Annotated in this window: 14 protein-coding genes and 2 tRNA genes; 11 read left to right on the top strand and 5 right to left on the bottom strand. The window is 62.5% G+C overall.

Features of this window, described 5'->3' with window-relative positions; translation table 11 throughout:
• The first annotated feature begins 231 nt into the window (after positions 1-231).
• From clpP to ACMFWR_RS11325, 9 genes are all read left to right on the top strand, one after another.
• Positions 232-855 carry an ATP-dependent Clp endopeptidase proteolytic subunit ClpP gene (gene clpP / locus ACMFWR_RS11365; protein ID WP_413194855.1) on the top strand — a complete coding sequence of 208 codons (624 nt, stop codon included), beginning with the start codon at positions 232-234 and terminating at the stop codon, positions 853-855.
• A gap of 212 nt (positions 856-1,067) precedes the next feature.
• A complete protein-coding gene (gene clpX / locus ACMFWR_RS11360; RefSeq protein ID WP_413191777.1) occupies positions 1,068-2,339 on the top strand; it encodes an ATP-dependent Clp protease ATP-binding subunit ClpX in 1,272 nt (423 codons plus the stop codon).
• 164 nt (positions 2,340-2,503) lie between these two features.
• Positions 2,504-4,924 carry an endopeptidase La gene (gene lon, locus ACMFWR_RS11355; protein WP_413191776.1) on the top strand — a complete coding sequence of 807 codons (2,421 nt, stop codon included), beginning with the start codon at positions 2,504-2,506 and terminating at the stop codon, positions 4,922-4,924.
• Positions 4,925-5,254: 330 nt separating this feature from the next.
• Positions 5,255-5,527: an HU family DNA-binding protein gene (locus ACMFWR_RS11350; RefSeq protein ID WP_121087402.1), complete on the top strand. Its 273-nt coding sequence runs from the start codon at positions 5,255-5,257 to the stop codon at positions 5,525-5,527.
• A gap of 46 nt (positions 5,528-5,573) precedes the next feature.
• Positions 5,574-5,649, top strand: a tRNA-Val gene (locus ACMFWR_RS11345).
• Between the two features lie 110 nt (positions 5,650-5,759).
• A tRNA-Asp gene (locus ACMFWR_RS11340) sits at positions 5,760-5,836 on the top strand.
• A gap of 230 nt (positions 5,837-6,066) precedes the next feature.
• Positions 6,067-7,809: an ABC transporter ATP-binding protein gene (locus ACMFWR_RS11335; protein ID WP_413191775.1), complete on the top strand. Its 1,743-nt coding sequence runs from the start codon at positions 6,067-6,069 to the stop codon at positions 7,807-7,809.
• Between the two features lie 25 nt (positions 7,810-7,834).
• Positions 7,835-9,592: an ABC transporter ATP-binding protein gene (locus ACMFWR_RS11330; RefSeq protein ID WP_413194854.1), complete on the top strand. Its 1,758-nt coding sequence runs from the start codon at positions 7,835-7,837 to the stop codon at positions 9,590-9,592.
• 161 nt (positions 9,593-9,753) lie between these two features.
• Positions 9,754-11,676 carry a SurA N-terminal domain-containing protein gene (locus ACMFWR_RS11325; RefSeq protein WP_413191774.1) on the top strand — a complete coding sequence of 641 codons (1,923 nt, stop codon included), beginning with the start codon at positions 9,754-9,756 and terminating at the stop codon, positions 11,674-11,676.
• Between the two features lie 197 nt (positions 11,677-11,873).
• Here ACMFWR_RS11325 and ACMFWR_RS11320 read toward each other — a convergent pair whose 3' ends face one another.
• Together ACMFWR_RS11320 and ACMFWR_RS11315 are read right to left on the bottom strand one after the other, a co-directional pair.
• Positions 11,874-12,227 (bottom strand): hypothetical protein, encoded by a 354-nt coding sequence (locus ACMFWR_RS11320; protein ID WP_413191773.1) that lies wholly within the window; start codon positions 12,225-12,227, stop codon positions 11,874-11,876.
• A 271-nt stretch (positions 12,228-12,498) separates the two neighbouring features.
• Entirely contained in the window at positions 12,499-13,254 is a 756-nt protein-coding gene (locus ACMFWR_RS11315) for an arylesterase (RefSeq protein ID WP_413191772.1), read from the bottom strand.
• On the opposite strand from ACMFWR_RS11315, the gene ACMFWR_RS11310 reads away from it, so the two are divergent.
• Positions 13,253-13,957 carry an ABC transporter ATP-binding protein gene (locus ACMFWR_RS11310; protein ID WP_413191771.1) on the top strand — a complete coding sequence of 235 codons (705 nt, stop codon included), beginning with the start codon at positions 13,253-13,255 and terminating at the stop codon, positions 13,955-13,957. The two genes, ACMFWR_RS11315 and ACMFWR_RS11310, sit on opposite strands and share 2 nt — an antisense overlap.
• A gap of 143 nt (positions 13,958-14,100) precedes the next feature.
• Here the strand turns inward: ACMFWR_RS11310 and pgi are convergent, their stop codons facing one another.
• The 3 genes from pgi to ACMFWR_RS11295 form a co-directional block, all read right to left on the bottom strand.
• The gene (gene pgi, locus ACMFWR_RS11305; RefSeq protein WP_413191770.1) at positions 14,101-15,729 is read right to left on the bottom strand and encodes a glucose-6-phosphate isomerase; all 1,629 of its coding nucleotides are present in this window, start codon (positions 15,727-15,729) and stop codon (positions 14,101-14,103) included.
• 435 nt (positions 15,730-16,164) lie between these two features.
• Complete coding sequence (locus ACMFWR_RS11300; protein ID WP_413191769.1) at positions 16,165-17,736, bottom strand: NAD(P)H-hydrate dehydratase; 1,572 nt, start codon at positions 17,734-17,736, stop codon at positions 16,165-16,167.
• A 225-nt stretch (positions 17,737-17,961) separates the two neighbouring features.
• Entirely contained in the window at positions 17,962-19,278 is a 1,317-nt protein-coding gene (locus ACMFWR_RS11295; RefSeq protein WP_413191768.1) for an FAD-dependent oxidoreductase, read from the bottom strand.
• Between the two features lie 298 nt (positions 19,279-19,576).
• Between ACMFWR_RS11295 and purL the strand changes: the two genes are divergently transcribed.
• Positions 19,577-23,626, top strand: coding sequence for a phosphoribosylformylglycinamidine synthase (gene purL / locus ACMFWR_RS11290; protein ID WP_413191767.1), 4,050 nt, complete (start codon positions 19,577-19,579; stop codon positions 23,624-23,626).
• Positions 23,627-23,798 lie beyond the last annotated feature (172 nt).

Here is a 23,798-nt window from a genome sequence, read left to right as displayed (position 1 = left end):
TGTAATGCATTGCGTTCGCAATCAGAAATAGCCCGATCTTTGTCGGGGTTGATTTCAGCGAGTCGCGGCGCATATAGGTCGTGAATTCCAAAGACCGGAGCGTTAAACCCTGACGCTTCCGAGACTTATGCGCACGGCACGTTTGTCGTGTAACGTAGCGCTGTAATTTGACAACCAAGGACTGCCTGCATGACGTTCCGCGCCGATCTCGTTTCCGGTTTTCCGCACTCGATGAACCGCCCCGCCGACGAAACGCCCGATCCCACGATGGCCGGCCTCGTGCCGATGGTCGTCGAGACGAGCGGTCGTGGTGAACGCGCGTATGACATCTACTCGCGTCTGCTCAAGGAACGCATCGTGTTCCTCGTGGGCGAAGTCAACGACCATACGGCCAATCTGGTCGTCGCCCAGCTGCTGTTCCTGGAAAGCGAAAACCCGGACAAAGACATCAATCTGTATATCAACAGCCCGGGCGGTTCCGTGTCGGCGGGTCTCGCGATTTACGACACGATGCAATTCATCAAGCCCCATGTGTCGACGCTGTGCATGGGTCTCGCTGCGAGCATGGGCGCGTTCCTGCTGTCCGCCGGCGAGAAGGGCAAGCGTTACGCGCTGCCGAATTCGCGGATCATGATCCACCAGCCGCTGGGCGGCGCACGGGGTCAGGCGTCCGATATCGAAATTCAGGCGCGCGAAATCCTCTACCTGCGTGAACGGCTCAATCAGTTGCTCTCGAACCACACCGGACAGCCGGTCGAGCGTATCGCGCGCGACACGGATCGCGATAACTTCATGTCGGGTGACGATGCAGCGGCATACGGTCTGATCGATCAGGTCCTCAATAAACGGGCCTGATGCTTGACCCGGCGTGCAGGCCCGCTGCGAAAGGCGGGCGGCCTGCGCACCGGGTTGCCGCCACTGATTTGGGGACCGATGCCGCGCATTGCGCCCTTTTTTGGCACTGACTCACTCCGGTCACAATGCCCGGGTGGGCCCGCCAGCCTTGAATGCGTGCGTTCAATGAAACGGCGTATGATGTAGACGAGCGTCCTGAGGCGTAAATATTTATGGCGGACAAGAAAACTTCCGGTAGCGAAAAGCTGCTGTACTGCTCGTTTTGCGGCAAGAGCCAGCATGAGGTCAAGAAACTCATCGCGGGCCCGTCCGTGTTTATCTGTGACGAGTGTATCGATCTCTGCAATGAAATCATCCGCGATGAAGCGGTGAGTGCAGGGGCTGAGGCTGCCATTGCGAAATCGGATCTGCCGAGCCCGCAGGAGATCCGCGAGATCCTCGATCAGTATGTGATCGGGCAGGAGCGCGCGAAAAAGATCCTGGCAGTCGCGGTGTACAACCACTACAAGCGACTCAAGCACCTCGACCGTAAAGACGAAGTCGAGCTCGCGAAGAGCAATATTCTGTTGATCGGGCCGACGGGCTCGGGCAAGACGCTGCTCGCGCAGACGCTGGCCCGCTTGCTCAACGTTCCTTTCGTGATTGCAGATGCGACGACGCTGACCGAAGCCGGCTATGTCGGCGAGGACGTCGAAAACATCATTCAAAAACTCCTTCAGAACTGCAATTACGAAGTCGATAAAGCACAAAAGGGCATCGTCTACATCGACGAAATCGACAAGATCAGCCGCAAGTCGGACAACCCCTCGATCACGCGCGACGTGTCGGGTGAAGGCGTCCAGCAGGCGCTGCTGAAACTGGTCGAAGGCACGATGGCGTCGGTACCTCCGCAGGGCGGCCGCAAGCATCCGAACCAGGATTTCATTCAGGTCGATACGACCAATATCCTGTTTATTTGCGGCGGCGCGTTCGACGGGCTGGAAAAGGTCATCATCGACCGCACGGAAAAGACCGGTATCGGTTTTGGTGCGACGGTGAAAAGCCGCCAGGAGCGGGATTCGGGCGAAGTCCTTCGTGACGTCGAGCCGGAAGATCTGATCAAGTTCGGTTTGATTCCGGAATTGATTGGTCGTCTGCCGGTTGTCGCGACTTTGGGTAAGCTCGACGAAGCGGCCTTGGTAAAGATTTTGATCGAGCCGAAGAATGCTGTCGTGAAGCAGTATCACAAGCTCTTTGCGATGGAACATGTCGAGCTCGAAATTCGGCCAGCGGCACTGCAGGCAATTGCACGCAAGGCCATTCGTCGCAAGACGGGGGCGCGCGGTTTGCGTTCGATTCTCGAGCAGGCGCTGTTGGATGTGATGTATGAGTTGCCCACGATGAAGGGGGTCAGCAAGGTCACGATCGACGAGAATGCGATTGACGGCGACGGCAAGCCACTGCTGATTTACGAGGAGGCCCCGAAGGTCTCCGGGTCGAATTGACACGTCAGCGAGCAAGCCGGAAAAGCCGTTCATGGTGACGTGAACGGCTTTTTCCTTAAGGTCGAAAAGTTTTTGTCGATAGTTTTTTATCAATTGGGTGCTTGAACTCCATAGGGACGGCCTCACTTGGTCATCAACAGATTCCACTTCATGGGGAAATGAAAATGTCAGGAACCCAACTTTTACCGACGGAACAAATCACGTTGCCGCTGCTGCCGCTGCGGGATGTCGTGGTGTTTCCGCATATGGTGATTCCTCTGTTCGTCGGACGCCCCAAGTCCATCAAGGCCCTCGAGACCGCGATGGAAGGTGGCAAGCACATCATGCTTGTCGCTCAGAAGACGGCCGCCAAGGACGAACCGACCGACAAGGACATGTACGAAGTCGGTTGCGTCGCGAACATTCTCCAGATGCTCAAGCTGCCCGACGGCACGGTCAAAGTGCTCGTCGAAGGTCTTCAGCGCGCACGCACGCTGTCGATCGAGGACCAGGAGTCGCAGTTCTCGTGCGAAGTCATGCCGCTCGAACCCGACCAGGCTGACAGCGCCGAGACGGAAGCCCTGCGCCGCGCGATCGTTTCGCAGTTCGACCAGTACGTCAAACTCAACAAGAAGATCCCGCCCGAGATCCTGACGTCGCTGTCGGGTATCGATGAAGCAGGCCGTCTTGCTGACACGATTGCGGCCCACCTGCCGCTGAAGCTCGACCAGAAGCAGCACATCCTCGAGATGCTGCCGGTGGTCGAACGCCTCGAGCATCTGCTTGCCCAGCTCGAAGCCGAAATCGACATTCTTCAGGTTGAAAAGCGCATCCGTGGCCGCGTCAAGCGCCAGATGGAGAAGAGCCAGCGCGAGTACTACCTGAACGAACAGGTCAAGGCGATCCAGAAGGAACTTGGCGAAGGCGAAGATGGTGCGGACCTCGAAGAACTCGAGAAGCGCATCACGGCTGCCCGCATGCCGAAGGAAGCCAAGAAGAAGGCCGATGCCGAGCTCAAGAAGCTCAAGCTGATGTCGCCGATGTCGGCCGAAGCGACGGTCGTACGCAACTACATCGACACGCTGATCGGCTTGCCGTGGCGCAAGAAGAGCAAGGTGAACAACGATCTGTCGAACGCTGAAAAGGTGCTCGACGAAGATCACGCAGGTCTCGAGAAGGTCAAGGAACGTATCCTTGAATATCTCGCGGTCCAGCAACGTGTGGACAAGGTCAAGGCGCCGATCCTGTGCCTCGTCGGGCCTCCGGGTGTCGGCAAGACCTCGCTGGGCCAGTCGATCGCTCGTGCAACGAACCGCAAGTTCGTGCGCATGGCGCTCGGTGGTGTGCGTGACGAAGCGGAAATCCGCGGTCACCGCCGGACCTATATCGGTTCGATGCCTGGCAAGATCCTGCAGAGCCTGACCAAGGTCGGCGTGCGCAATCCGCTCTTCCTGCTCGACGAAGTCGACAAGATGGGTCAGGACTTCCGCGGCGATCCGTCGTCGGCACTGCTCGAAGTGCTCGATCCCGAACAGAACCATACGTTCGCCGATCACTACGTTGAAGTCGACTTCGATCTGTCGGATGTGATGTTCGTGGCGACGTCGAACTCGCTCGACATTCCGCCTCCGCTGCTCGACCGGATGGAAGTGATCCGTCTGTCGGGTTACACGGAAGACGAGAAGGTCAACATTGCGCAGCGTTATCTGCTTCCGAAGCAGAAGCGCAACAATGGCCTGAAGGACGGCGAGATCACGGTCACCGAAGAAGCGGTGCGCGACATCATTCGCTACTACACGCGTGAAGCGGGCGTGCGTTCGCTCGAGCGTGAAGTGTCGAAGATCTGCCGCAAGGTCGTGAAGATGTTGTTGCTCAAGAAGGCGGAAGGCTCGATCACCGTCGACGGCAGCAATCTCGACACGTTCCTCGGCGTGCGCAAGTTCGACTTCGGTCTGGCTGCGAAGCAGAACCAGGTCGGTCAGGTCACGGGTCTTGCATGGACGGAAGTGGGTGGCGATCTGCTGACGATCGAAGCCGCCGTCATGCCGGGCAAGGGCAGCATCACCCGCACGGGTTCGCTCGGCGACGTGATGAAGGAATCGGTTGAAGCCGCGCGTTCGGTGGTGCGTTCGCGTGCACGCCGGCTGGGTATCGCCGACGAAGCGTTCGAGAAGAAGGACATCCACATTCACGTGCCTGAAGGCGCGACGCCGAAGGACGGTCCGTCCGCCGGTATCGCGATGACGACGGCGCTGGTGTCGGCACTGTCCGGTATTCCCGTGCGCGCCGATGTGGCGATGACCGGTGAAATCACCTTGCGCGGCGAAGTGCTGCCGATCGGTGGTCTCAAGGAAAAGCTGCTTGCCGCGCATCGTGGCGGTATCAAGCTTGTGCTGATTCCGGAAGAGAACGTCAAGGATCTCGCCGAGATCCCGGACAACGTGAAGAACGCGATGGAAATCGTGCCGGTCCGCTGGATCGACAAGGTGCTCGAACTCGCGCTCGAACGCACGCCGGAGCCGCTGCCTGAAGACGACGCAAAGGAAGAGGCGAAAGCCCCGGTCGGCGACAAGGACACGGGTGCATCGGACTTCGTCAAACATTGATGTCCGACGATTGACGATTTATTGCATTGAACAAAAACCGCGCTTCGGCGCGGTTTTTTTATTTCCGCAGTGCCATACGCATGACATGAAAGTTTGCCGCAGCCGATCAAAAAACCCGGGTCAAGGCGAATCGAAAAGAAACGTAATGGGAATAACTGTTTAGTGTGGCGTAAAGCCTTGACCTAGGCGGAAACCCGCTTGACACAAGCGCTTTCAGACTTGTCTAATTGATCCGCCGGCATACCAGTGCCGGAAAATACTTACACGCACATAGACCAGTGTGTTTTCTTTAAACCGAACTGCCCAATAAACAAATGAGAGGGCTTTAGAATGAATAAAACCGAGTTGATCGATCACATCGCATCGCAAGCCGACATTTCGAAGGCTGCAGCAGGACGTGCGCTGGATGCAGTGATCGTTGGCGTGACCTCGACCCTGAAGAAGGGTGGCACGGTGACGCTCGTGGGGTTTGGTACGTTCGCCGTCGGCAAGCGCACCGCTCGCGCAGGCCGCAATCCGCGTACGGGTGAGACCATCAAGATCAAGGCAGCAAAGGTTCCGAAGTTTCGCCCTGGCAAAGCACTGAAGGATGCGCTAAACTAGCGAGCTCTTCGGCGCTGAAACATTGGCGTCGGGGGATTGACGGAACGGGCGCTTAGCTCAGTTGGTAGAGCGGAGCCCTTACAAGGCTTAGGTCGGGAGTTCGAGCCTCTCAGCGCCCACCAGTTCTGTCATCGTCGATCGTGCGGTGAGCCGCGTGGATAAGCCCGAACCGGGTACGGACCTTCGGTCTGTGTTCCGCGTCCGCCACGATGACGAACGATCCAATATGCGGGGAGTGGTAGTTCAGTTGGTTAGAATACCGGCCTGTCACGCCGGGGGTCGCGGGTTCGAGTCCCGTCCGCTCCGCCAGCACATCAAGGACGTACACACGAATTCATCAAGAAAACCCGCTGATTTGCGTCAGCGGGTTTTTTTGTTTGGGCCTGCCGCTCAGCGTTGCCCATTCCTGCACAGTCTTTTGCGAATCACGTACGGGGACAACGCGTGCCTGAGTCGCGCATCAGCGATATCATCGCGACCTGCACGCGCATCATGAGTGCGCGTGTCGCGAACACTCTCTCGGAAGGGCTGATTGACCCATGAGCTTATCTCGCTTGCTGGCCGGATTCGTGCGCCAGCATTGGTGGTCCTACCTGCTGTCGGCGCTTATGCTGTTCGGCGTCGCCGTGTTCAGCGTGCTGATCCCACGCCGGGTCGGGCACATCATCGACGAGCTCGTTGCGCACCGCCTGACGGGCAGCGCATTGCTGCCGCAACTGGCTTTGCTGTTCGGCATGGGCGTCGCAATTTACTTCCTTCGCGTAGGCTGGCGCCTGCATTTGTTTGCGGCGGCCTATCAGCTCGGCGCGACGCTGCGCACGCGTCTGTATGAGACGCTGGCCAATCAGGGCCCGGGTTTCTATCACGGGCATCGCACCGGCGATCTGATGGCGCGTGCGACCAACGATATCGACGCAATCGAAATGGCCGCCGGCGAAGCGCTGCTTGCCGGTTTCGACGGCAGCATGACGCTGATCCTGGTCGTCGCGATGATGACGGCAGGCATCGACTGGCGACTCGGGCTCGCCGCGCTCGTGCCGTTCCCGTTTATGGCCTTCGCGTTCTGGCGTATCTCGAACCATATTCACCACGCGTGGCAGGACTCGCTCGGGCGATTCAGCAAACTCAACAATCACGTTCAGGAAACGCTGAACGGCGTGCGCACCGTGCGCGCACTGGGTCTGCAGGCGCGCAATAGCCGCGAACTCGCGCGGCTGGCCGAAGACGCGGCCGCGAGCAGCCTGAGCGCGCAGCGCTGGGAAGCGGCATTCGAGCCGGCGGTCGGCCTGGCGTTGAGCGCGTCGACCGTGATCACGCTGGGGTTCGGCGGCTATCTCGTCTGGCATCAGCAACTGACCATCGGGTCGATGACGAGCTTCAGCATGTATCTGGCCCAACTGATCTGGCCGATGTTTGCGGCAGGCTGGGTGCTGTCGCTGCTCGAGCGAGGTCGCGCCGCGTGGGGCCGGCTGGGTCCGATTCTGTCGGCGGCGCCGTCGGTCGAGGACCGCGGCACCGTGACCTCGATCAACGCCGACGTGCTCGAGTTCCGTGAGGTGGGCTTCACCTATCCCGGACAGAACGCGGCCGCGCTGACTGGCGTGTCGCTGACGTTGCCGCCTGGCGAAACGATCGGCCTTGTGGGGCCGACCGGTTCGGGCAAGTCGACGTTGTTGCGTCTGTTACTGCGCCAGTATCCATTGCAGGATGGCGCGATCACCTGGAGCCGCGTATCCATCGAGGAATACCGCCTTGGCGTGCTGCGCGGCATCATCAGCTGGGTGCCGCAGGAGCCGTTCCTGTTCTCGGCTTCAGTCGCGGACAACATCGCACTGGTCAAGCCCGACGCCACGCGCGAGGACGTTGAACGCGTCGCGCGCCTCGCGGCCGTGCACGACGATATCGTGCGTCTGCCGCATGGATACGACACGCCGGTCGGTGAAAAGGGCGTGGCGCTGTCGGGCGGCCAGCGTCAGCGCGTGGCCATTGCCCGGGCGTTGCTCGCGGACACGCCGTTGCTGCTTCTCGACGACGCGCTGTCCGCAGTCGACACGCATACGGAGGCGCAGATCCTCGAGCATCTGCGCGAGGCCCGTCGCGGCCGGACGGTGATCATTGTGAGCCACCGGCTGTCGGCGGTGGCCGATGCCGACCATATCGCCGTGTTGCGCGAGGGTCATATCACCGAACGCGGCACGCACCGCGAACTCGTCGAACACGACGGCTGGTACGCAAGCCAATGGCGCTACCAGCAACTGGAGGCCAGCCTCGATGAGCTTTGATTCGACCCTTGCCGGCGACGGCAAGATGGCACGGCCATCCGCGCGGGTACGTGCCGAACGGCGCGATGCGATCGCGTTGCTGCGCGGGGCCGCCGCGCCCGAAAAGACCCATCTGCTGAAGGGAACGCTCTGGCTCGTATGCGCAGCGCTGCTCGAAGCCGCGTCGCCGTTGCTTGGCAAGACCTTTATCGATAGCTACTTGCTGCCGCATCGCCTGGACTGGACGGCGATGGCGGGCCTGCTCGCGCTCGCCCTGTGTGTCGGCTTTACCGCGGCAACCTTGCGTTACCTCCAGCTTGCGCGGCTGGCGGGCGTCGCGATGCGGTCGGTGCGTCGGCTTCGGGAGCAGGTCTATGCGCACGTGATCCGCTTGCCGATGACCTTCTTCGACAAGGCGATCACGGGGCAACTCGTGAGCCGCGTGACGAACGACACGGAGTCGGTCAAGGCGCTCTACGTGCAGGTGCTGTTCGTGATGCTCGACAGCTGCATCGTCGTGACGGGGGCGATGCTTGCGATGGCCTGGCTCGACTGGCGCCTGATGCTGGTCGTGCTGACGCTGTTCCCGGCCGTGGTGATCATCGTGTTCGTGTATCAGCGATGGAGCGCACCGTCGGTCGCACGCGCGCGCGAATTGCGCAGCGAGATCAATGCCCAGGTCGCCGAGTCGATCGCCGGCATGAGCGTGCTTCAGGCGAGCAATGCCGAGCGCCGTTTCGGCGAGCGCTTCGCGCAGACGAATCAGACGCACTATCGCGCGCGCCTGTCGGAACTGAAGGCTAACGCCTGGCTGCTGCGCCCGGCGCTCGACTTGCTCAACGTCGTGATTCTGACGATTGTGATCTACGCGTTCGGCATGGATCGCTTCGCAGGCATCGAAATCGGTGTGCTCTACGCGTTCGTGAGCTATATCGCGCGCGTGGTCGACCCGCTGATCCAGATCACGCTGCAATTCAGCCAGCTTCAGCAGGCCGTGGTTGCCGCGGCGCGCGTGAATGCCTTGCTCAAGGAATCGCGCGGCGACGAGGCCGTCGGGGATGCGGTCATCACGCGCGGCGAGGTCAGCTTCTCGCGCGTGAAGTTCGGTTATGACCCGGCCGTACCGATTCTTCATGACCTGTCGCTCGATATCGCGGCGGGCAGCTTTTACGGCATCGTCGGATACACTGGCAGTGGCAAGTCGACGCTGCTGTCCTTGCTGCTGCGTTTCTATACCCAGCAGGAAGGGCGTATCGAGATCGATGGCGTCCCGTTGTCCCACATCGGCGACGAAGCGTTTCGGGCCGGCGTCGGACTCGTGCCGCAAGATCCGTTTCTGCTCGCGGCCTCGGCGCGCGAGAACATCGATATGGGCCGTGGGCTGTCGCAGGAAGAGATCGAGGAAGCGGCGAAAGCCGCAAATGCACACGAGCTGTTGCTTTCGCTCGAGAACGGCTACGACACCGATATGGGGGAGAGCGGCACGCGCTTGTCGAGCGGGCAGAAGCAATTGATTGCGATCGCGCGTGCGCTTGCAGGCAAGCCCCGGATCCTGCTGCTCGACGAAGCGACCTCGCATATCGACAGCGAGACCGAGCAGATCGTGCAGCGCGCGCTGGAAGCGCTGCGCGGCAAAGTCACCCTGATCTCGATCGCGCACCGTTTATCGACGATCCGTAACGCAGACCGGATCATTGTGCTCAACCACGGTCGCATTGCGGAAGCCGGTTCGCACGAAGCGCTGATGGCAATCGAGCAGGGCATCTATCAACGCCTCTATCTGCTCCAGCAATTGCAGGAGTGAGTGTCGAATAAAACGTAGCTCGATCAAAGACTTAAATAGTCGCATCCGGGGTGCATGATGGCCGTTTGGCCTATCAGGTGTTTCCCGGTTAAGCGCTTCGCCATTTTTGAAGTGCGCGTGCGGTAGAATCTGCGTTTTTCCGACGAAGCCATACGCAATCCATGCTGGATTTCATTCGTAACCACAAGCGTTTGATGCAGGTGTTCCTCGCGCTGTTCATCCTCCCGGGATTGGGGCTGGTCGGCATTCAGGGGTTCCGCGGTTTCTTCGACAACGCCGCCAACGTGGCGAGTGTCAACGGCCGCAAGATCACCGTTCAGGAATTCGATAGCGCTCAGCGCGAACAACTCGACCGCATGCGCCAGATGCTCGGCGCGAGCTTCGACCCGAAGATGTTCGATACCGAGGCCTCGCGTGCCGCGCTGATCGACAGCCTGGTGCAACAGCGCATCACCACCGACGAAACACGCCGGGAGAACCTGACGGTGCCCGACGCATCGGTGCAGCAGGCGCTGATGAATATCCCGGCGATTGCGCAACTGCGCGGCGCGGACGGGCATATCGACACCGACGCGTACGTCAAGCTGCTGGCCTCGCAAGGCATGACGCCTGACCAGCTCGACGTGCGTATTCGCTTCGAACTCGCGAACTCGCAGATTTCCGACAGCATCATGAAGAGCGCCTTCACGCCGAAGTCGCTCGCGGCGCATCTGACGGCCATCTCGGAACAGACGCGTACGGTTCAGGGCCTCGCGTTCCATCCGATCAGCTATCAGCAGAAGGCACAGCCGACTGACGATCAGCTCAAGCAGTATTACGACGCGCACAAGGCGGACTTCCAGACGCCCGAGTCGGCACAGATCCAGTACGTCGTGCTCAACGGCGATGCGCTCGCTGCCGCGACGCAGCCGACCGACGCGGATGCGAAGCAGTTCTACGACGACAACATCAAGAACTTCAAGACCGAAGACCAGGTGCGCGCGAGCCACATTCTGATCACGGTGCCGAAGAACGCGAGCGACGCCGATCGTGCGAAGGCCAAGGCGAAGGCTGAGCAGATCCTCGCGCAAGTGCGCGCGCATCCGGAACAGTTCGCCGACCTCGCGAAGCAGAATTCGCAGGATCCGGGCTCGGCCGACAAGGGCGGCGACCTGGGCTGGTTTGGTCACGGCATGATGGTCAAGCCGTTCGAAGACGCAGCGTTCGCGCTCAAGCCGAACCAGATCAGCGATCTCGTGCAGAGCGACTTCGGTTACCACATCATCAAGGTTACCGACGTGAAGCCTGCGGGCACGAAGTCGTTCGATGAGGTCAAGGCGTCGATCATGACGACGCTCAAGGCACAACAGGCGCAGAAGCTGTACTCGCAGGATGCCGAGCCGTTCACGAACACGGTGTATGAGCAGGCCGACAGCCTGAAGCCGGCTGCCGACAAGTTCCACCTCGAGCTCAAGACGGCCACCGTGACGCGCACGCCGAATCCGTCGTTGCAGCCGACTGATCCGTTGAACAGCCCGAAATTGTTGACGGCGGTGTTTGCCGACGATTCGATCGTCAAGAAGCACAACACGCAGGCGATCGATGTCGGCGACAACACGCTGGTCTCGGCACACGTGATGCAGTATTCGCCCGCGGCGACGCCGGCCTTCGATCAGGTCAAGGACAAGGTCCGCGACAAGGTCGTGGCGGATCAGTCTGCGACGCTCGCGAAGCAGGATGGCGCCGCAAAGCTCGCCGACTTCGAAAAGTCGAAGACTGCCGATGGTTTCGGTTCGCCGGTCAATGTGTCGCGTGGCGATGCCCAAGGGTTGCCGCCGGCCGCCATCGACGCGATCTTCAAGCTGGACCCGAACAAGACTCCGGCTTACGTCGGAGTCGATCTCGGCAAGGACGGCTACGCGATCTACCGCCTGAACACGGTCAACACGCCGCCGACGCCGGATGCACAGCGCCTCGCCGCAGCTCAGCAGCAGTTGTCGCAGATGACGGGGCAGGCCGATGTGCAGGCGTACCTCGTGTCGCTGCGTGCGCGTTCGGACGTGAAGCTGTACAAGGTGCCGGGTTCGTCGACCGAGCAGAACTAAGCCGGACGTAGAAATCTCAGAACAAGACGCAGAAGCCGAAAAAGCAGCAAAGCAAAAAGCAGCAAAGCAAAAAGCCCCCGATGGCGTATCGGGGGCTTTTTTTTCGCACAAGCGGGGCGGGGGCGGGTGTGAGGGTATCGATGAAGTGTCGATGGAGGGCGATGCCCCTCAAAACGCTCCGACCCTTTGTCGCGATGTCAGAGGCAACCTTGAATATCGCTGGCCGCGGCGCTCGTATCGGCGCCTGAACCTTGCCGCAATCCGACCCAGGTGCCGCTGCCGGTCCAGGCCGGACGAACGACAGCGCCGGCGCCTCCGGGCGGCTGGCCGGGCAGCAGCACGTCGGCTGCGGCGTTATTGGCGAGCACCGATTGTGTCGTAACCGGCTGTTGAGACTTGTCGGCCCAAGCCTGTGCAATGCATTGGGCGACGACGGGTGGCGCTTTCTGGCTGGTGCCGACGTTTTGCACGCCGGGTTGCATTTGCTGACCGGCACACGCGGTCAGCATCACGGCGGCAGCTGTCGTGGCGAGTAGTGGTAGATATTTCACATCATCTCCTTCGTCGAAGCGCGACTCACAAGGTCGCGCAGTTCCAGGGACCGTACACGGCTCGCAGCGAGGGTCGCGGCCACGAGGGCCGGGATTGAACTGGAGCACCGTGCGCGGTATCGGCACTTTCGCTCTCCGAGCGCCACTATCCAGCAATCGCGGTGCCTGAGGGGAAAAGTCGACGTCGATGTGAATGGCTTGCGCGCGAACGGCGCGCACGCGACGCGCGCGCCGGGACGTGTGGGTCACGCGGCGCGCGGCGTACGGATGCCTACGATTTTTTGCCGAGCAGCGGCTGGACCGACGGCCAGACATTGTCGAGCAGATGTGGCTGCGCAGCCGCCGTCGGATGGATCTGGTCCTGCTGGAACTGACTCGGATCGTCGGCGATGCCGTCGAGCAGGAACGGTACGTAGCCCGCGTGATACTGCTTCGCGAGATCGCCGAATGCGTTGAAGAACTTCTCCGCGTAATCGGGTCCGAAATTCGGCGGAATGCGCATGCCGATAATCACGACCTTGGCACCGATGGCCTGCGAGTCTTCGATGATGTGCCGCAGATTCGCGGTTGTTGTGTCGAGGGGCACACCGCGTAGCGCATCGTTGGCGCCGAGCTCGACAATCACGAGCGACGGACGCGCGCGCTTCAGTACGGCCGGCAACCGCGTGAGTCCACCCTCGGTGGTCTCTCCGCTGATACTGGCATTCACGACGTTATAATTCAGCGCCGACTGAGCAAGGCGTTTGCGCATCAAAGCGACCCAACCGGTGTCGCGATCGATACCGTATTCGGCGGAGAGGCTGTCGCCGAGCACGACGATTGAAGGTGTGGCCTGCGCATTGCTCCGGGTCGTGGGCGTGGCATTCGCCGCCCACGCATCGGCCGGAACACTCGCCAACGCGCACCAGGCGAGTAAGGCGAGCCATGCGAATGCAGCCCGTACACGTGCCGCACCGAGCCCGATCCCGAGGTTGACCCTGAAGTTGACCCCGCTCCCGATCGACGAAGTCCACCGATTCGACACCATGCAAAACACGTTCGATCCGATCATTGCAGTAGAAGGTTTGCGAAAGGTTGTCCGCGATGCCGACGGTGAACTGACGATCCTCGACGACATCGGCTTTGTGGTGATGCCAGCCAGCAGTGTAGCGATCGTCGGCGCTTCCGGGTCGGGGAAATCGACGCTGCTCGGTTTGCTCGCGGGTCTCGATACGGCGAGTGCGGGGACGGTCAGGCTATTTGGCGAGGACCTCACGCAGCTCGATGAAGACCGCCGGGCGGCACTACGAAGCGGGCGTGTGGGCTTCGTGTTCCAGTCGTTTCAGTTGATGCCGCATCTGACCGCGCTTGAGAACGTGATGCTGCCGCTCGAGCTGCGCGGCGAAACACAGGATGCGATCGAGCGCGCGAAGGAGTGGCTGCAACGCGTCGGGCTCGGGGCGCGCATGTCGCACTACCCGAAGCATTTGTCGGGCGGCGAGCAGCAGCGCGTCGCACTCGCGCGCGCCTTTGTGACGAGGCCGGATGTGCTGTTTGCCGATGAGCCGACGGGTAGTCTCGACGCGGCCAATGGCGAAGCGGTCATCAACCTGATGTTCGATCTGAATCGGGAAACGGGCGCGACGCTCGTGCTGGTCACCCACGACATCGACCTTGCGAGCCGCTGCGCGACGACGATCACGATCGAGGCGGGAAGGATCCGGCAGCCGTCTGCCGCCGCCGAGTCCTGAACAAAAAAGGGCGTCCTTCGCAGGACGCCCTTTATGTTTCGTGCTTTGTCTTTCGTGCTTCGTGCTTCGTGCTTCGTGCTTTGCGCTTTCTATTCGCGATTGACTCGCCTGACTCGCTGCGACGCGGTCAGGCCATGCGCGTGTTACTTGCGGCCGGCCTTCGCACGCGCACGCGCGATCAGCGCGGTCGTCGACGAATCATGCTTGGCCGGATCGACCGGTGCATCCGCAATCAGATCGGCTTCGACGACCCTGCCGAGGATCTTGCCGAGCTCGACGCCCCATTGATCGAACGAGTTGACGTTCCAGATCGTGCCTTGTACGAGCACCTTGTGTTCGTAGAGCGCGATCAGTGCGCCGAGCGTCGTCGGATTCAGTTCGTCGAGCAGGATCGTCGTGCTCGGACGATTGCCAGGGAACACGATGTGTGGCACGAGTTCGGGCTTGTCCGGACCGGCGATCTTCTTCGCTTCCTCGACCGTGCGGCCCACCATCAGGGCTTCGCTCTGTGCGAAGCAGTTCGCGAGCAGGCGGTCATGGTGATGGGGCAACGGATGTTCTGCCGTCAGCAGGGCGATGAAGTCGATCGGGATCAGCGTCGGGCCCTGGTGAATCATCTGGAAGAACGCGTGCTGACCGTTCGTGCCGGGTTCGCCCCAGATCACGGCCGCGGTCGGGTAGTCGACCATCTCGCCGCTGAGTTGCGCCGACTTGCCGTTGCTTTCCATCTCGAGCTGCTGCAGATACGACGGCAGGAAATGTAACGATTCCGAGTACGGAGCGACCAGCTGGCTTTGCGAACCGAAGAAGTTCCGGTACCAGACGCCGAGCACGCCCATGATCACCGGCAGGTTGCGCTCGAGCGGCGCTTCCTGGAAGTGGCGGTCCATGCGTTCCGCGCCGGCCAGCAGATTGTCGAAATGATTCGGGCCGACCGCGAGCATGATCGACAGACCGACGGCCGACCACAGCGAATAGCGGCCACCGACCCAGTCCCACATCTGGAAGATGTTTTCCTCGGCGATCCCGAACTTGACGACCTCGGCGACGTTGGACGATACGCCGACGAAATGCTTCGCGAGATCCGTTTCCTTGACGCCGTTCTTCACGAACCAGTCGCGCAGCGAAATGGCGTTGGTCAGCGTTTCCTGCGTCGTGAAGGTCTTCGAGACGATGACCGCGAGTGTCGTTTCCGGATCGATCTGTTCGAGCACGCGTTGCAGATCGGCGCCATCGACGTTCGACACGAAATACGACTTGATCTTCGGATCGGCGAACTGGTGGAGTGCATGCACGACCATCTTCGGGCCGAGATCCGAACCACCGATACCGATATTGACGATGTGACGGATGGGTTTGCCCGTGTGGCCCGTCCATGCGCCGCTGCGCACCTTGTCGGCAAACACCGACATCTTGGCGCGTTCGGCCTGGACTTCTTTCGCAAACGGGGCGTTGACGTCGTGCGAGCGCAGGGCCGTATGGAGCACCGCGCGGTGTTCGGTCGGGTTCACGATCTCACCGGCGAACATCGCATCGCGGCGTGCTTCGACACCAGCCTGCTTCGCGAGATCGACCAGCAGCGACAGTGCCTTGTCGTCGATGCGGTGCTTGGAGAAATCGAAGCCGAGGCCTGCGCCCGAGATCGTATAGCGTTCGGCACGCGAGGTGCCGCCTTGCTTGTCTTCGGCAAACCATTCGCGCAGATGCTTGTCGCGGATCTGTTGATAGTGCGCTTCGAGCGCGGTCCAGGCGGGCAGTGATTTCAGAGTCATGGCAGCTCAGTCAGGCAAGACACAACGAAAGAAATGCTTCGTGCACGTCGAGCGCATCACCGCTTGGGCATCGACGCACAATTCCGGGGTGGGCGTGCTGTTCCTGCGCCTTGCACGCGTACACGTGCGAAGCAGAGGCAACGCCAACCGATGCATCCCGAGGAGATGGTCCGGAGTGAAGCAGGCGACAAGTCATGCAGTATAGCGAGGGCGGGTGACAGCCTCCAGAGAATCTGACCCTTTGGTGACGCATGGATGCGGTCAGCATCGGGACCGGTCGATTCGGCGAACGGGCAACAAACGGGGCTACGTTAGCGGATTGGCGCGCATGGCGCAGTGCAGGTCGAAGGCGTGCGGCCCGCACTGCGGGCTGGCCTGGCGATCCGCGTACCCACAGCCTGCCGCGATGCGTTTCGCGCCGCGTACAGGGTTCGGCTAACGTTGGACGGTGTTCATCATGTCGTTCAGCAAACGCCGAAAGGTGGGGGGCAATTCGCCCGCGGTCAGTCCGGCCGGGCCTTCGCCTTGCTCCGCGAGTACTTCGGCCGCGCGGCCGTGCAGGAAGACACCTGCGCAAGCCGCCTCGAAGGCGCTCATCCGCTGCGCGAGCAGCGCGCCGATCATGCCGCCCAGCGTGTCGCCCGATCCTCCGGTGGCGAGTCCGGCGTTGCCGGTCGGGTTGATGGCGATCCGGCGTCCGTCGGCCGCGGCGATGATCGTGCCCGATCCCTTGAGCACGACCGTGGCACGAAACTTTGCGGCCAGCGTGCGCGCCGCGCGCACGCGGTCCTGCTCGACACCGGCGACGTCGGCGCCGAGCAATCGCGCGGCCTCGAGCGGGTGGGGCGTGAGCACCGTGTTGTTCGAATGCTCGCGCAGCAAGTTAGCCGCGTCGGCGTGATTGGCCACGCCGTTCAGCGCATCGGCGTCGACGACCTTCGCACAGTCGACGGCCAGCGCGCGAAGCAGTGCGCGGTGAGCATCGTCGCCCTGTCCCATGCCGCAGCCGATCGCGAGCGCGGTCATGCGTTCGAGCGGCAGAGCGTCGAGTTCGCCGAGCATCAGCTCGGGATGCGGCGGATCGTAGGGCGGGAAATCCGGCCCGAGAAACGCCACGTGAATCTTGCCCGATCCTGCATAGAGTGCCGCGCGTGCGGCAAGGATCGGGGCACCCATCATGCCGCTTGCCCCGCCGACGACCGCAAGCGTGCCGAAGGTGCCTTTATGCGCGCTGGCTTCTCGTCGGGGTAGCGAAGCACCGAAGCCCGACGGCGCATTGAGACGCGGCAGCGCGACGTCGGGGCGCTCGACATCGCGCTGCCATGCGTCGAGCCCGATCGGTGCAACAAAGATCTCACCCGCGAAATCGCGGCCACGACCGGTGAAGAGGCCTGGCTTGGCGGCGATGAACGTCAGCGTGTGCGTCGCCGTGACGGGCGAGCCGCGGCCAACCGGCTGGCCGGTATCGCTATTGAGCCCGCTCGGCACGTCGAGCGCGAGGATGGGCAAGCCGGACGATCGGGCGTCGGCAAGCCGGTGGGCGAAGCCGCGGAACGGGGAGTCGTCGTCGCCAGGGAAAGCCCGCTCGATACCGATGCCGAGCACGCCGTCGACGAGCCAGGCACAGCCGTCGAGCGAAGCAGGCAGGCTGGAGTCGATGCGCACGCCGGCGGCACGTGCGCTCGCGAGCGCCCAGCGGGCGTCATCGGGCTTGGGGTCCACGGGCAGTGCGACGCCGGCTGCGATGCCATGGCGTTTGAGTTCGAGGGCCGCAACGAGTGCGTCGCCGCCATTGTTGCCCGGCCCTGCGACGAACCAGACGCTGCGATGGCGCGCACTCGCGCTGGCGAGCCGGCCGGCCAGAAACTGCGCGGCCGCGGCGCCTGCGCGAGCCATCAGCGTGTGCGGCGGGAGCTGCGCTTGCGCGGTGTGCTCGACCTCGCGCAGCGCTTCGATGGTGTAAAGGGGAAGGGCTCGGTCACGCGTCGGAACGAACAGGTCGGTCATATCGAGGCAGCGAAGGCACGGGATGCGGCCATTGTATCGGCGCGCGCCTTATCCGTTCTTTCACGTCATGCCAGTGCACTCGCCAGTGCAAGCAGAGCGTATATCGCCGAGCGAGTCACCGTGCGTTGTGGTTGCCGGTCGCGTCCAGCCGCTCATGCCCGATCGGAACAGGCCGGCCGCGCCTAGCCGGCCGCACCTAGCCGACCGCGCCTGCCTGACGCGTTTTCAGGAGTGACCAAACCGCGCCGGTGAGAGCGCCGCGATCGTGTTTGAATCGATCTCGGGTGTCTGGCCGCTGACGAGATCTGCGACGATCTTCGCCGTGCCGCAGGCGAGTCCCCATCCGCCCGGGCCGTGACCCGTATTGATAAAGAGCCGCGGATGCGCGGTGGCGCCGGTCACGGGCAAGCCATCGGGCGAGAGCAGCGTGACGCTGTCCCAGTCGCGCATCGCCGACAGCTTGGCTGCGCCAGGCACCCACGTGTGACCCGCCTGACCCAGCGTATCGAGCGCACGTTCGCGCAGCTTCGGCGGCGTGGTCCGGAACGTCTTGCGCCGGCCCTGAAGGACAGGCGCGCTCGCATAGCGCATGCGATTGTGCAGACGGCTGATCGAGACACGGCTTTCGTAGTCGACGACGGCGACGTGCGGCGCGTGTTCCTCATAGCCGATCGGCGCGGTCAGCGCATGCACGCGCGCAGGGTAGAGCGGAACACGCATGCCGGCTTGCGCGAGCAAGGCCTGCGTGTTCGCGCCCGCAGCCAGCACGAGTGCATCGCCCGCGATCGATTCGGTCGCTCCGCGATGCCCGTTGGCATGGTCCGACTGCGGTGTCATTTCGACGACGACGCGTCCCGAGTCGAGGCGGATGGAATCCGCACGGCGTCCGAGCGCAAACTCGACATCGTGTTCATCGAGCAGCGTCTTGAGCTGCTTGGTGAACAACGGGCAATTTGCGCTGCGTTCGTAGGGGAAGAACACGCCGCCCGCCAGCGCCTCGCCAACCGGCACGGACGGTTCGACGCCGCGGCATCCGTCGCCGTCGAGCACCTGGTGCGGATATTCGAATTGGGCAAGCAGGGCAAGCGCCGACGCAGCCTGCTTGAGTTCGCGCGGCGTGCGGAACAGGTGCAGGACGCCGTCGCGTTGCTCGAACTCCATCGCGTGCCGGCTTTCCATCTCCACGAGCGTGCGGCGCGAAAGTTCGATCAGCGGGCGGAGTTTTTCACATTGCGCGGCGAACGGTTCGGGTTCGCGCGCGGCATTGAGCTGGCGGACGAAGCGGCGGGCGCCGGCGCTGAGTCCGGGCTGGTAAATCATGCCGTTGCGCGAGCCGAACAGCATCTGGCGCATGCCGAAGGCGAGGCCGGGACCGAACCAGACGTCGAGCGGCGTCGGCAGCAAGAGGCCACCCTGGCCGAAGCTTGCCTCCTGGGCAACCGTCGCGTGCTGCTCGATCACGCACACCCGGTGGCCCGCGGCGCGCAACTGATAGGCAGTGGTGACGCCGGTCAAGCCGCCGCCAATAACGATGACGTCCATGAAAGTCTGGAGAGCCGGGATTCGGCCGAGTGTTCGAAGCACCGGAGGGCGTCGGGACACCGCCGGAAAGCGCGCAATCATAGCGCGGAAGCGACGTTGCCGGAAGCGCCGCAAAAGTCATTTGTCCCTACCGGTCAGCGCAAACGTGCCGGCAAAACATGCCGACCGAGTGACGAGGCGACGTTGTTACATATCACACGGTATAATCTCGGTCTCTCCAGACTGCCGCGCACGGCCCACCGGCCGCGCTGTGACAGGGCGCCCGTCTTTTCAGCCGCTTCGACCAAGCTCGCACCTCATGGCTCACTTCTCGTATTTCGCCGGCGCATCCGCCCTCTCCGATTTTCGCAAGACCCGCCTGCTGGCTACGCTGCAAGCGCTCGACCCTGAAGTGGCCGATGTCGAGGGCCGCTATGTGCATTTCGTCAGCAGCCAGGCGCCGCTTTCCGATGCGGATCGGGACCGGCTGAGCGCGTTACTGTCGTATGGCGATCCGTTCGAGCCGCACCTGAAGGGGGGCGAAGCGTTTCTCGTCGTGCCGCGTCTGGGCACGATCTCGCCGTGGGCCAGCAAGGCCAGCGATATCGCGCACAACAGCGGGCTGACCAATGTGCGCCGCATCGAACGCGGTATCGAATACACGATCACGCTTAAGGCAGGCCTGGGCAAGCTGATTGGCAAGACCAAGCCGGTCGCGGCGGAAAAGCGGGCTCCGCTCGCTTCGGCGCTGCACGACCGCATGACCGAGACGGTGATCGCCAAGCGTGAAGACGCGGCGCACCTGTTCGACGAACTGCCGGGTCGTCCGATGGAGTCGGTCGATATCGTGGGTCAGGGTCGCGCGGCGCTCGAAAAGGCGAATGCCGAATTCGGTCTGGCCCTCGCGGACGACGAAATCGACTATCTGGTCGACGCGTTCACGCAGCTCAAGCGCAATCCGACGGATGTCGAACTCATGATGTTCGCGCAGGCGAACAGCGAGCACTGCCGTCACAAGATTTTCAACGCACAGTGGACGATCGATGGCGAAGCGCAATCGACGTCGCTGTTCGGCATGATCAAGCACACGCATCAGCAGCATCCCGAAGGCACGATCGTGGCCTATTCGGACAATGCGGCCGTCATGGAAGGCGGCGCAGCAGAGTTCTGGTACCCGGCCGGTGCCGCCGACCACGGTCGTGGCTATCAGCGTGCCGATGGCGTGATGCACACGCTGATGAAGGTCGAAACGCATAACCACCCGACCGCGATTTCGCCGTTCCCGGGCGCATCGACGGGCGCGGGCGGTGAAATCCGCGACGAAGGCGCGACGGGCCGCGGTGCGAAGCCGAAAGCGGGTCTGGTCGGCTTCTCGGTGTCGAACCTCCAGCTGTCGGAACTCAATAGCGAATGGGAAACCGCGTTCGACGCGTCGATTCCGTACGCGCAACGCAACCCGAGCGCGAAGACCGCGGCCAAGCCGTACGGCCGTCCTGACCGTATCGCATCGGCGCTGTCGATCATGATCGAAGGCCCGCTCGGCGGCGCGGCGTTCAACAATGAATTCGGCCGGCCGAACCTCGGCGGCTATTTCCGCGTCTACGAGCAGAACGTTGGCGGTACGGTTCGCGGCTATCACAAGCCGATCATGATTGCGGGCGGCATCGGCAATATCTCCGAAGGCCTCACGCACAAGAACGACTTGCCCGAGGGCACGCTGCTGATCCAGATCGGCGGCCCCGGCATGCGGATCGGCCTGGGCGGCGGCGCCGCAAGTTCGATGGCAACGGGCGCGAACTCGGCTGAACTCGACTTCGATTCGGTTCAGCGCGGCAACCCCGAAATCCAGCGTCGTGCGCAGGAAGTGATCAACGTCTGCTGGCAGATGGGCGCGGAGAATCCGATCCTGAGTATTCACGATGTCGGCGCCGGCGGTCTGTCGAACGCGTTCCCCGAACTCGTCGACGGCGCGAACAAGGGCGCGCGGTTCGAACTCACGCGCGTGCCGCTCGAAGAGTCGGGTCTCGCACCGCGCGAAATCTGGAGCAACGAAGCGCAAGAACGCTACGTGCTCGCGATCGCCCCGGAAAGCCTCCCTGCGTTCGAAGCGATCTGCGCGCGCGAGCGTTGCCCGGTCGCCGTGGTCGGTGTGGCCACCGACGAACAGCAGCTCAAGCTGGTCGCGGCCGATGCCAACGAGAAGGACCCCGTCGATATGCCGATGGACGTGCTGCTCGGCAAGACGCCGCGCATGTACCGTGATGTTCGCCGCATCAAGCCGAACTTCGCGCCGGTCGAGGTCACGGGCCTGTCACTCGGCGATACGGCACTGGCTGTGCTGCGTCACCCGACGGTCGCAAGCAAGTCGTTCCTGATCACGATCGGCGATCGCGCGGTGGGCGGCCTGTCGGTGCGCGATCAGATGGTCGGTCCGTGGCAGGTGCCGGTCGCCGACTGTGCGATCACGACGCTCGATTTCAGCGGCTATCGTGGCGAGGCGATGACCATCGCCGAACGCACGCCGCTCGCCGTGATCAACGCACCGGCGTCGGGCCGCATGGCGGTGGGCGAGGCAATCACGAATATCGCATCGGCGCCGATCGAGTCGCTTGGCAAGCTCAAGCTGTCGGCGAACTGGATGGCGGCCTGCGGCAGCCCCGGTGAAGACGCCGCGCTGTTCGACACGGTCAAGGCCGTCGGGCTCGAGCTGTGCCCGGCGCTCGGTATCAGCATCCCGGTCGGCAAGGATTCGTTGTCGATGCGCACGAAGTGGGATGAACAGGGCGTGGCGAAGGAAGTGGTGTCGCCGGTGTCGCTGATCATCTCGGCGTTCGCGCCGGTTGAAGATGTGCGCCGTCACCTGACGCCCCAGCTGAGCCGCGAAATCAATACGGTGCTGATCGCGATCGACCTCGGCCGCGGCAAGCAGCGCCTGGGCGGCAGCATTCTGGCCCACGTTACGCAGCAGGTCGGCAATGAAGCGCCGGACGTCGACGATCCCGAAGACCTCAAGCGTTTCTTCAATGCGATCCAGTCGCTCAACCGCGACGGCAAGCTGCTCGCGTATCACGATCGCTCGGACGGCGGTCTGTTTGCGACCGTGGCCGAAATGGCCTTCGCAGGTCACGTCGGCGTGTCGCTCAATGTCGACATGCTCACGCTCGACGAAGCGCACGAGTCGGACTACGGCGATGCGAAGGACTGGGCGAAGCAGACGTCAGGTCGCCGCGACGATCGTACGATCCGCGCGCTGTTCAACGAAGAGCTCGGCGCGGTGATCCAGGTTCGTGCGTCGGATCGCGATGCGGTGATGGGCGTGCTGCGCGAGTATGGTCTGAGCGCATGCAGCCATGTGATCGGTAAGCCCAACGACGCCGACGACATCGAAATCTATCGCGACGCGAAGAAGATCTACTCGGCTACGCGCGTGCTGCTTCAGCAGGCGTGGACTGAAGTGTCGTGGCGCATCGCGCGGCTGCGCGACAACCCCGCCTGTGCGGACAGCGAGTTCGAATCGATCGTCGATGCAGCTGACCCGGGCATGACGCCGAAGCTGTCGTTCGACATCAAGGCGGATATCGCCGCGCCGTTTATCGCCACGGGCAAGCGCCCGAAGGTGGCGGTGCTGCGCGAGCAGGGCGTCAACTCGCATATCGAGAAGGCCTATGCGTTCGACCGCGCGGGCTTTGAAGCACGCGACGTGCATATGAGCGACCTGCTTAGCGGTCGTGCGAACCTGTCGGAATTCGCCGGATTCGTGGCCTGCGGCGGTTTCTCGTACGGCGATGTGCTCGGAGCCGGTGAAGGCTGGGCCAAGACGATCCGGTTCAACGCGGTGCTCGCCGATATGTTCGCGGCGTTCTTCGCGCGCGGCGACACGTTCGCGCTGGGCATCTGCAATGGCTGCCAGATGATGAGCAGTCTCGCTTCGATGATTCCGGGCGCGGATGCGTGGCCGAAGTTCACGCGCAACCAGTCCGAGCAGTTCGAAGCGCGCCTGTCGATGGTTGTTGTCGAGCAATCGCCTTCGATCTTCTTCGATGGCATGGCGGGCTCGGAGATTCCGGTGGTCGTGTCGCATGGCGAAGGCTATGCGAACTTCGCGGCGCAGGGCGATCAGGCGCATGTCGCGACCGCGCTGCGGTACGTCGACAACCGCGGTGCGATCACCGAGCGCTATCCGTTCAACCCGAACGGCTCAGCCAAGGGGCTGACGGGCGTGACAACGGCCGATGGCCGCTTCACGGCCATCATGCCGCACCCGGAGCGTGTCTTCCGTACGGCGCAGATGAGCTGGCACCCGTCGGATTGGGAAGGCGACAGCCCGTGGATGCGCATGTATCGCAACGCACGCAAGTGGGTCGGCTGATCGAGCGATAGCAGATGGCGGACGCGGGCGCGGCAGATGCGTGTCGTGCCCGTCAGCGCCGATACCGCTGATTGACCGAATTTGGGTGGTTGAGCGAATATCGCGGATCTACCGAATGCGAGTGAATTAGCGAATACCGCGGATATGGCAAAGAAGCCCGGACGTCATCAAC

Source organism: Pararobbsia alpina (assembly GCF_965118125.1).
Lineage (GTDB): Bacteria > Pseudomonadota > Gammaproteobacteria > Burkholderiales > Burkholderiaceae > Pararobbsia > Pararobbsia alpina_A.
The sequence above is the reverse complement of the archived record's forward strand: the minus strand, read 5'-3'. Positions and strand labels throughout refer to the sequence as shown.

What these genes read in the sequence shown, in the direction of transcription:
- clpX (WP_413191777.1), top strand. Translation starts at nt 1,068, where the DNA reads ATGGCGGACAAGAAAACTTCCGGTAGCGAAAAGCTGCTGTACTGCTCG.
- ACMFWR_RS11330 (WP_413194854.1), top strand. Translation starts at nt 7,835, where the DNA reads ATGGCACGGCCATCCGCGCGGGTACGTGCCGAACGGCGCGATGCGATC.
- ACMFWR_RS11310 (WP_413191771.1), top strand. Translation starts at nt 13,253, where the DNA reads ATGCAAAACACGTTCGATCCGATCATTGCAGTAGAAGGTTTGCGAAAG.
- purL (WP_413191767.1), top strand. Translation starts at nt 19,577, where the DNA reads ATGGCTCACTTCTCGTATTTCGCCGGCGCATCCGCCCTCTCCGATTTT.
- pgi (WP_413191770.1), bottom strand. Translation starts at nt 15,729, where the DNA reads ATGACTCTGAAATCACTGCCCGCCTGGACCGCGCTCGAAGCGCACTAT.
- ACMFWR_RS11335 (WP_413191775.1), top strand. Translation starts at nt 6,067, where the DNA reads ATGAGCTTATCTCGCTTGCTGGCCGGATTCGTGCGCCAGCATTGGTGG.
- clpP (WP_413194855.1), top strand. Translation starts at nt 232, where the DNA reads ATGAACCGCCCCGCCGACGAAACGCCCGATCCCACGATGGCCGGCCTC.
- lon (WP_413191776.1), top strand. Translation starts at nt 2,504, where the DNA reads ATGTCAGGAACCCAACTTTTACCGACGGAACAAATCACGTTGCCGCTG.
- ACMFWR_RS11325 (WP_413191774.1), top strand. Translation starts at nt 9,754, where the DNA reads ATGCTGGATTTCATTCGTAACCACAAGCGTTTGATGCAGGTGTTCCTC.
- ACMFWR_RS11350 (WP_121087402.1), top strand. Translation starts at nt 5,255, where the DNA reads ATGAATAAAACCGAGTTGATCGATCACATCGCATCGCAAGCCGACATT.
- ACMFWR_RS11295 (WP_413191768.1), bottom strand. Translation starts at nt 19,278, where the DNA reads ATGGACGTCATCGTTATTGGCGGCGGCTTGACCGGCGTCACCACTGCC.
- ACMFWR_RS11315 (WP_413191772.1), bottom strand. Translation starts at nt 13,254, where the DNA reads ATGGTGTCGAATCGGTGGACTTCGTCGATCGGGAGCGGGGTCAACTTC.
- ACMFWR_RS11300 (WP_413191769.1), bottom strand. Translation starts at nt 17,736, where the DNA reads ATGACCGACCTGTTCGTTCCGACGCGTGACCGAGCCCTTCCCCTTTAC.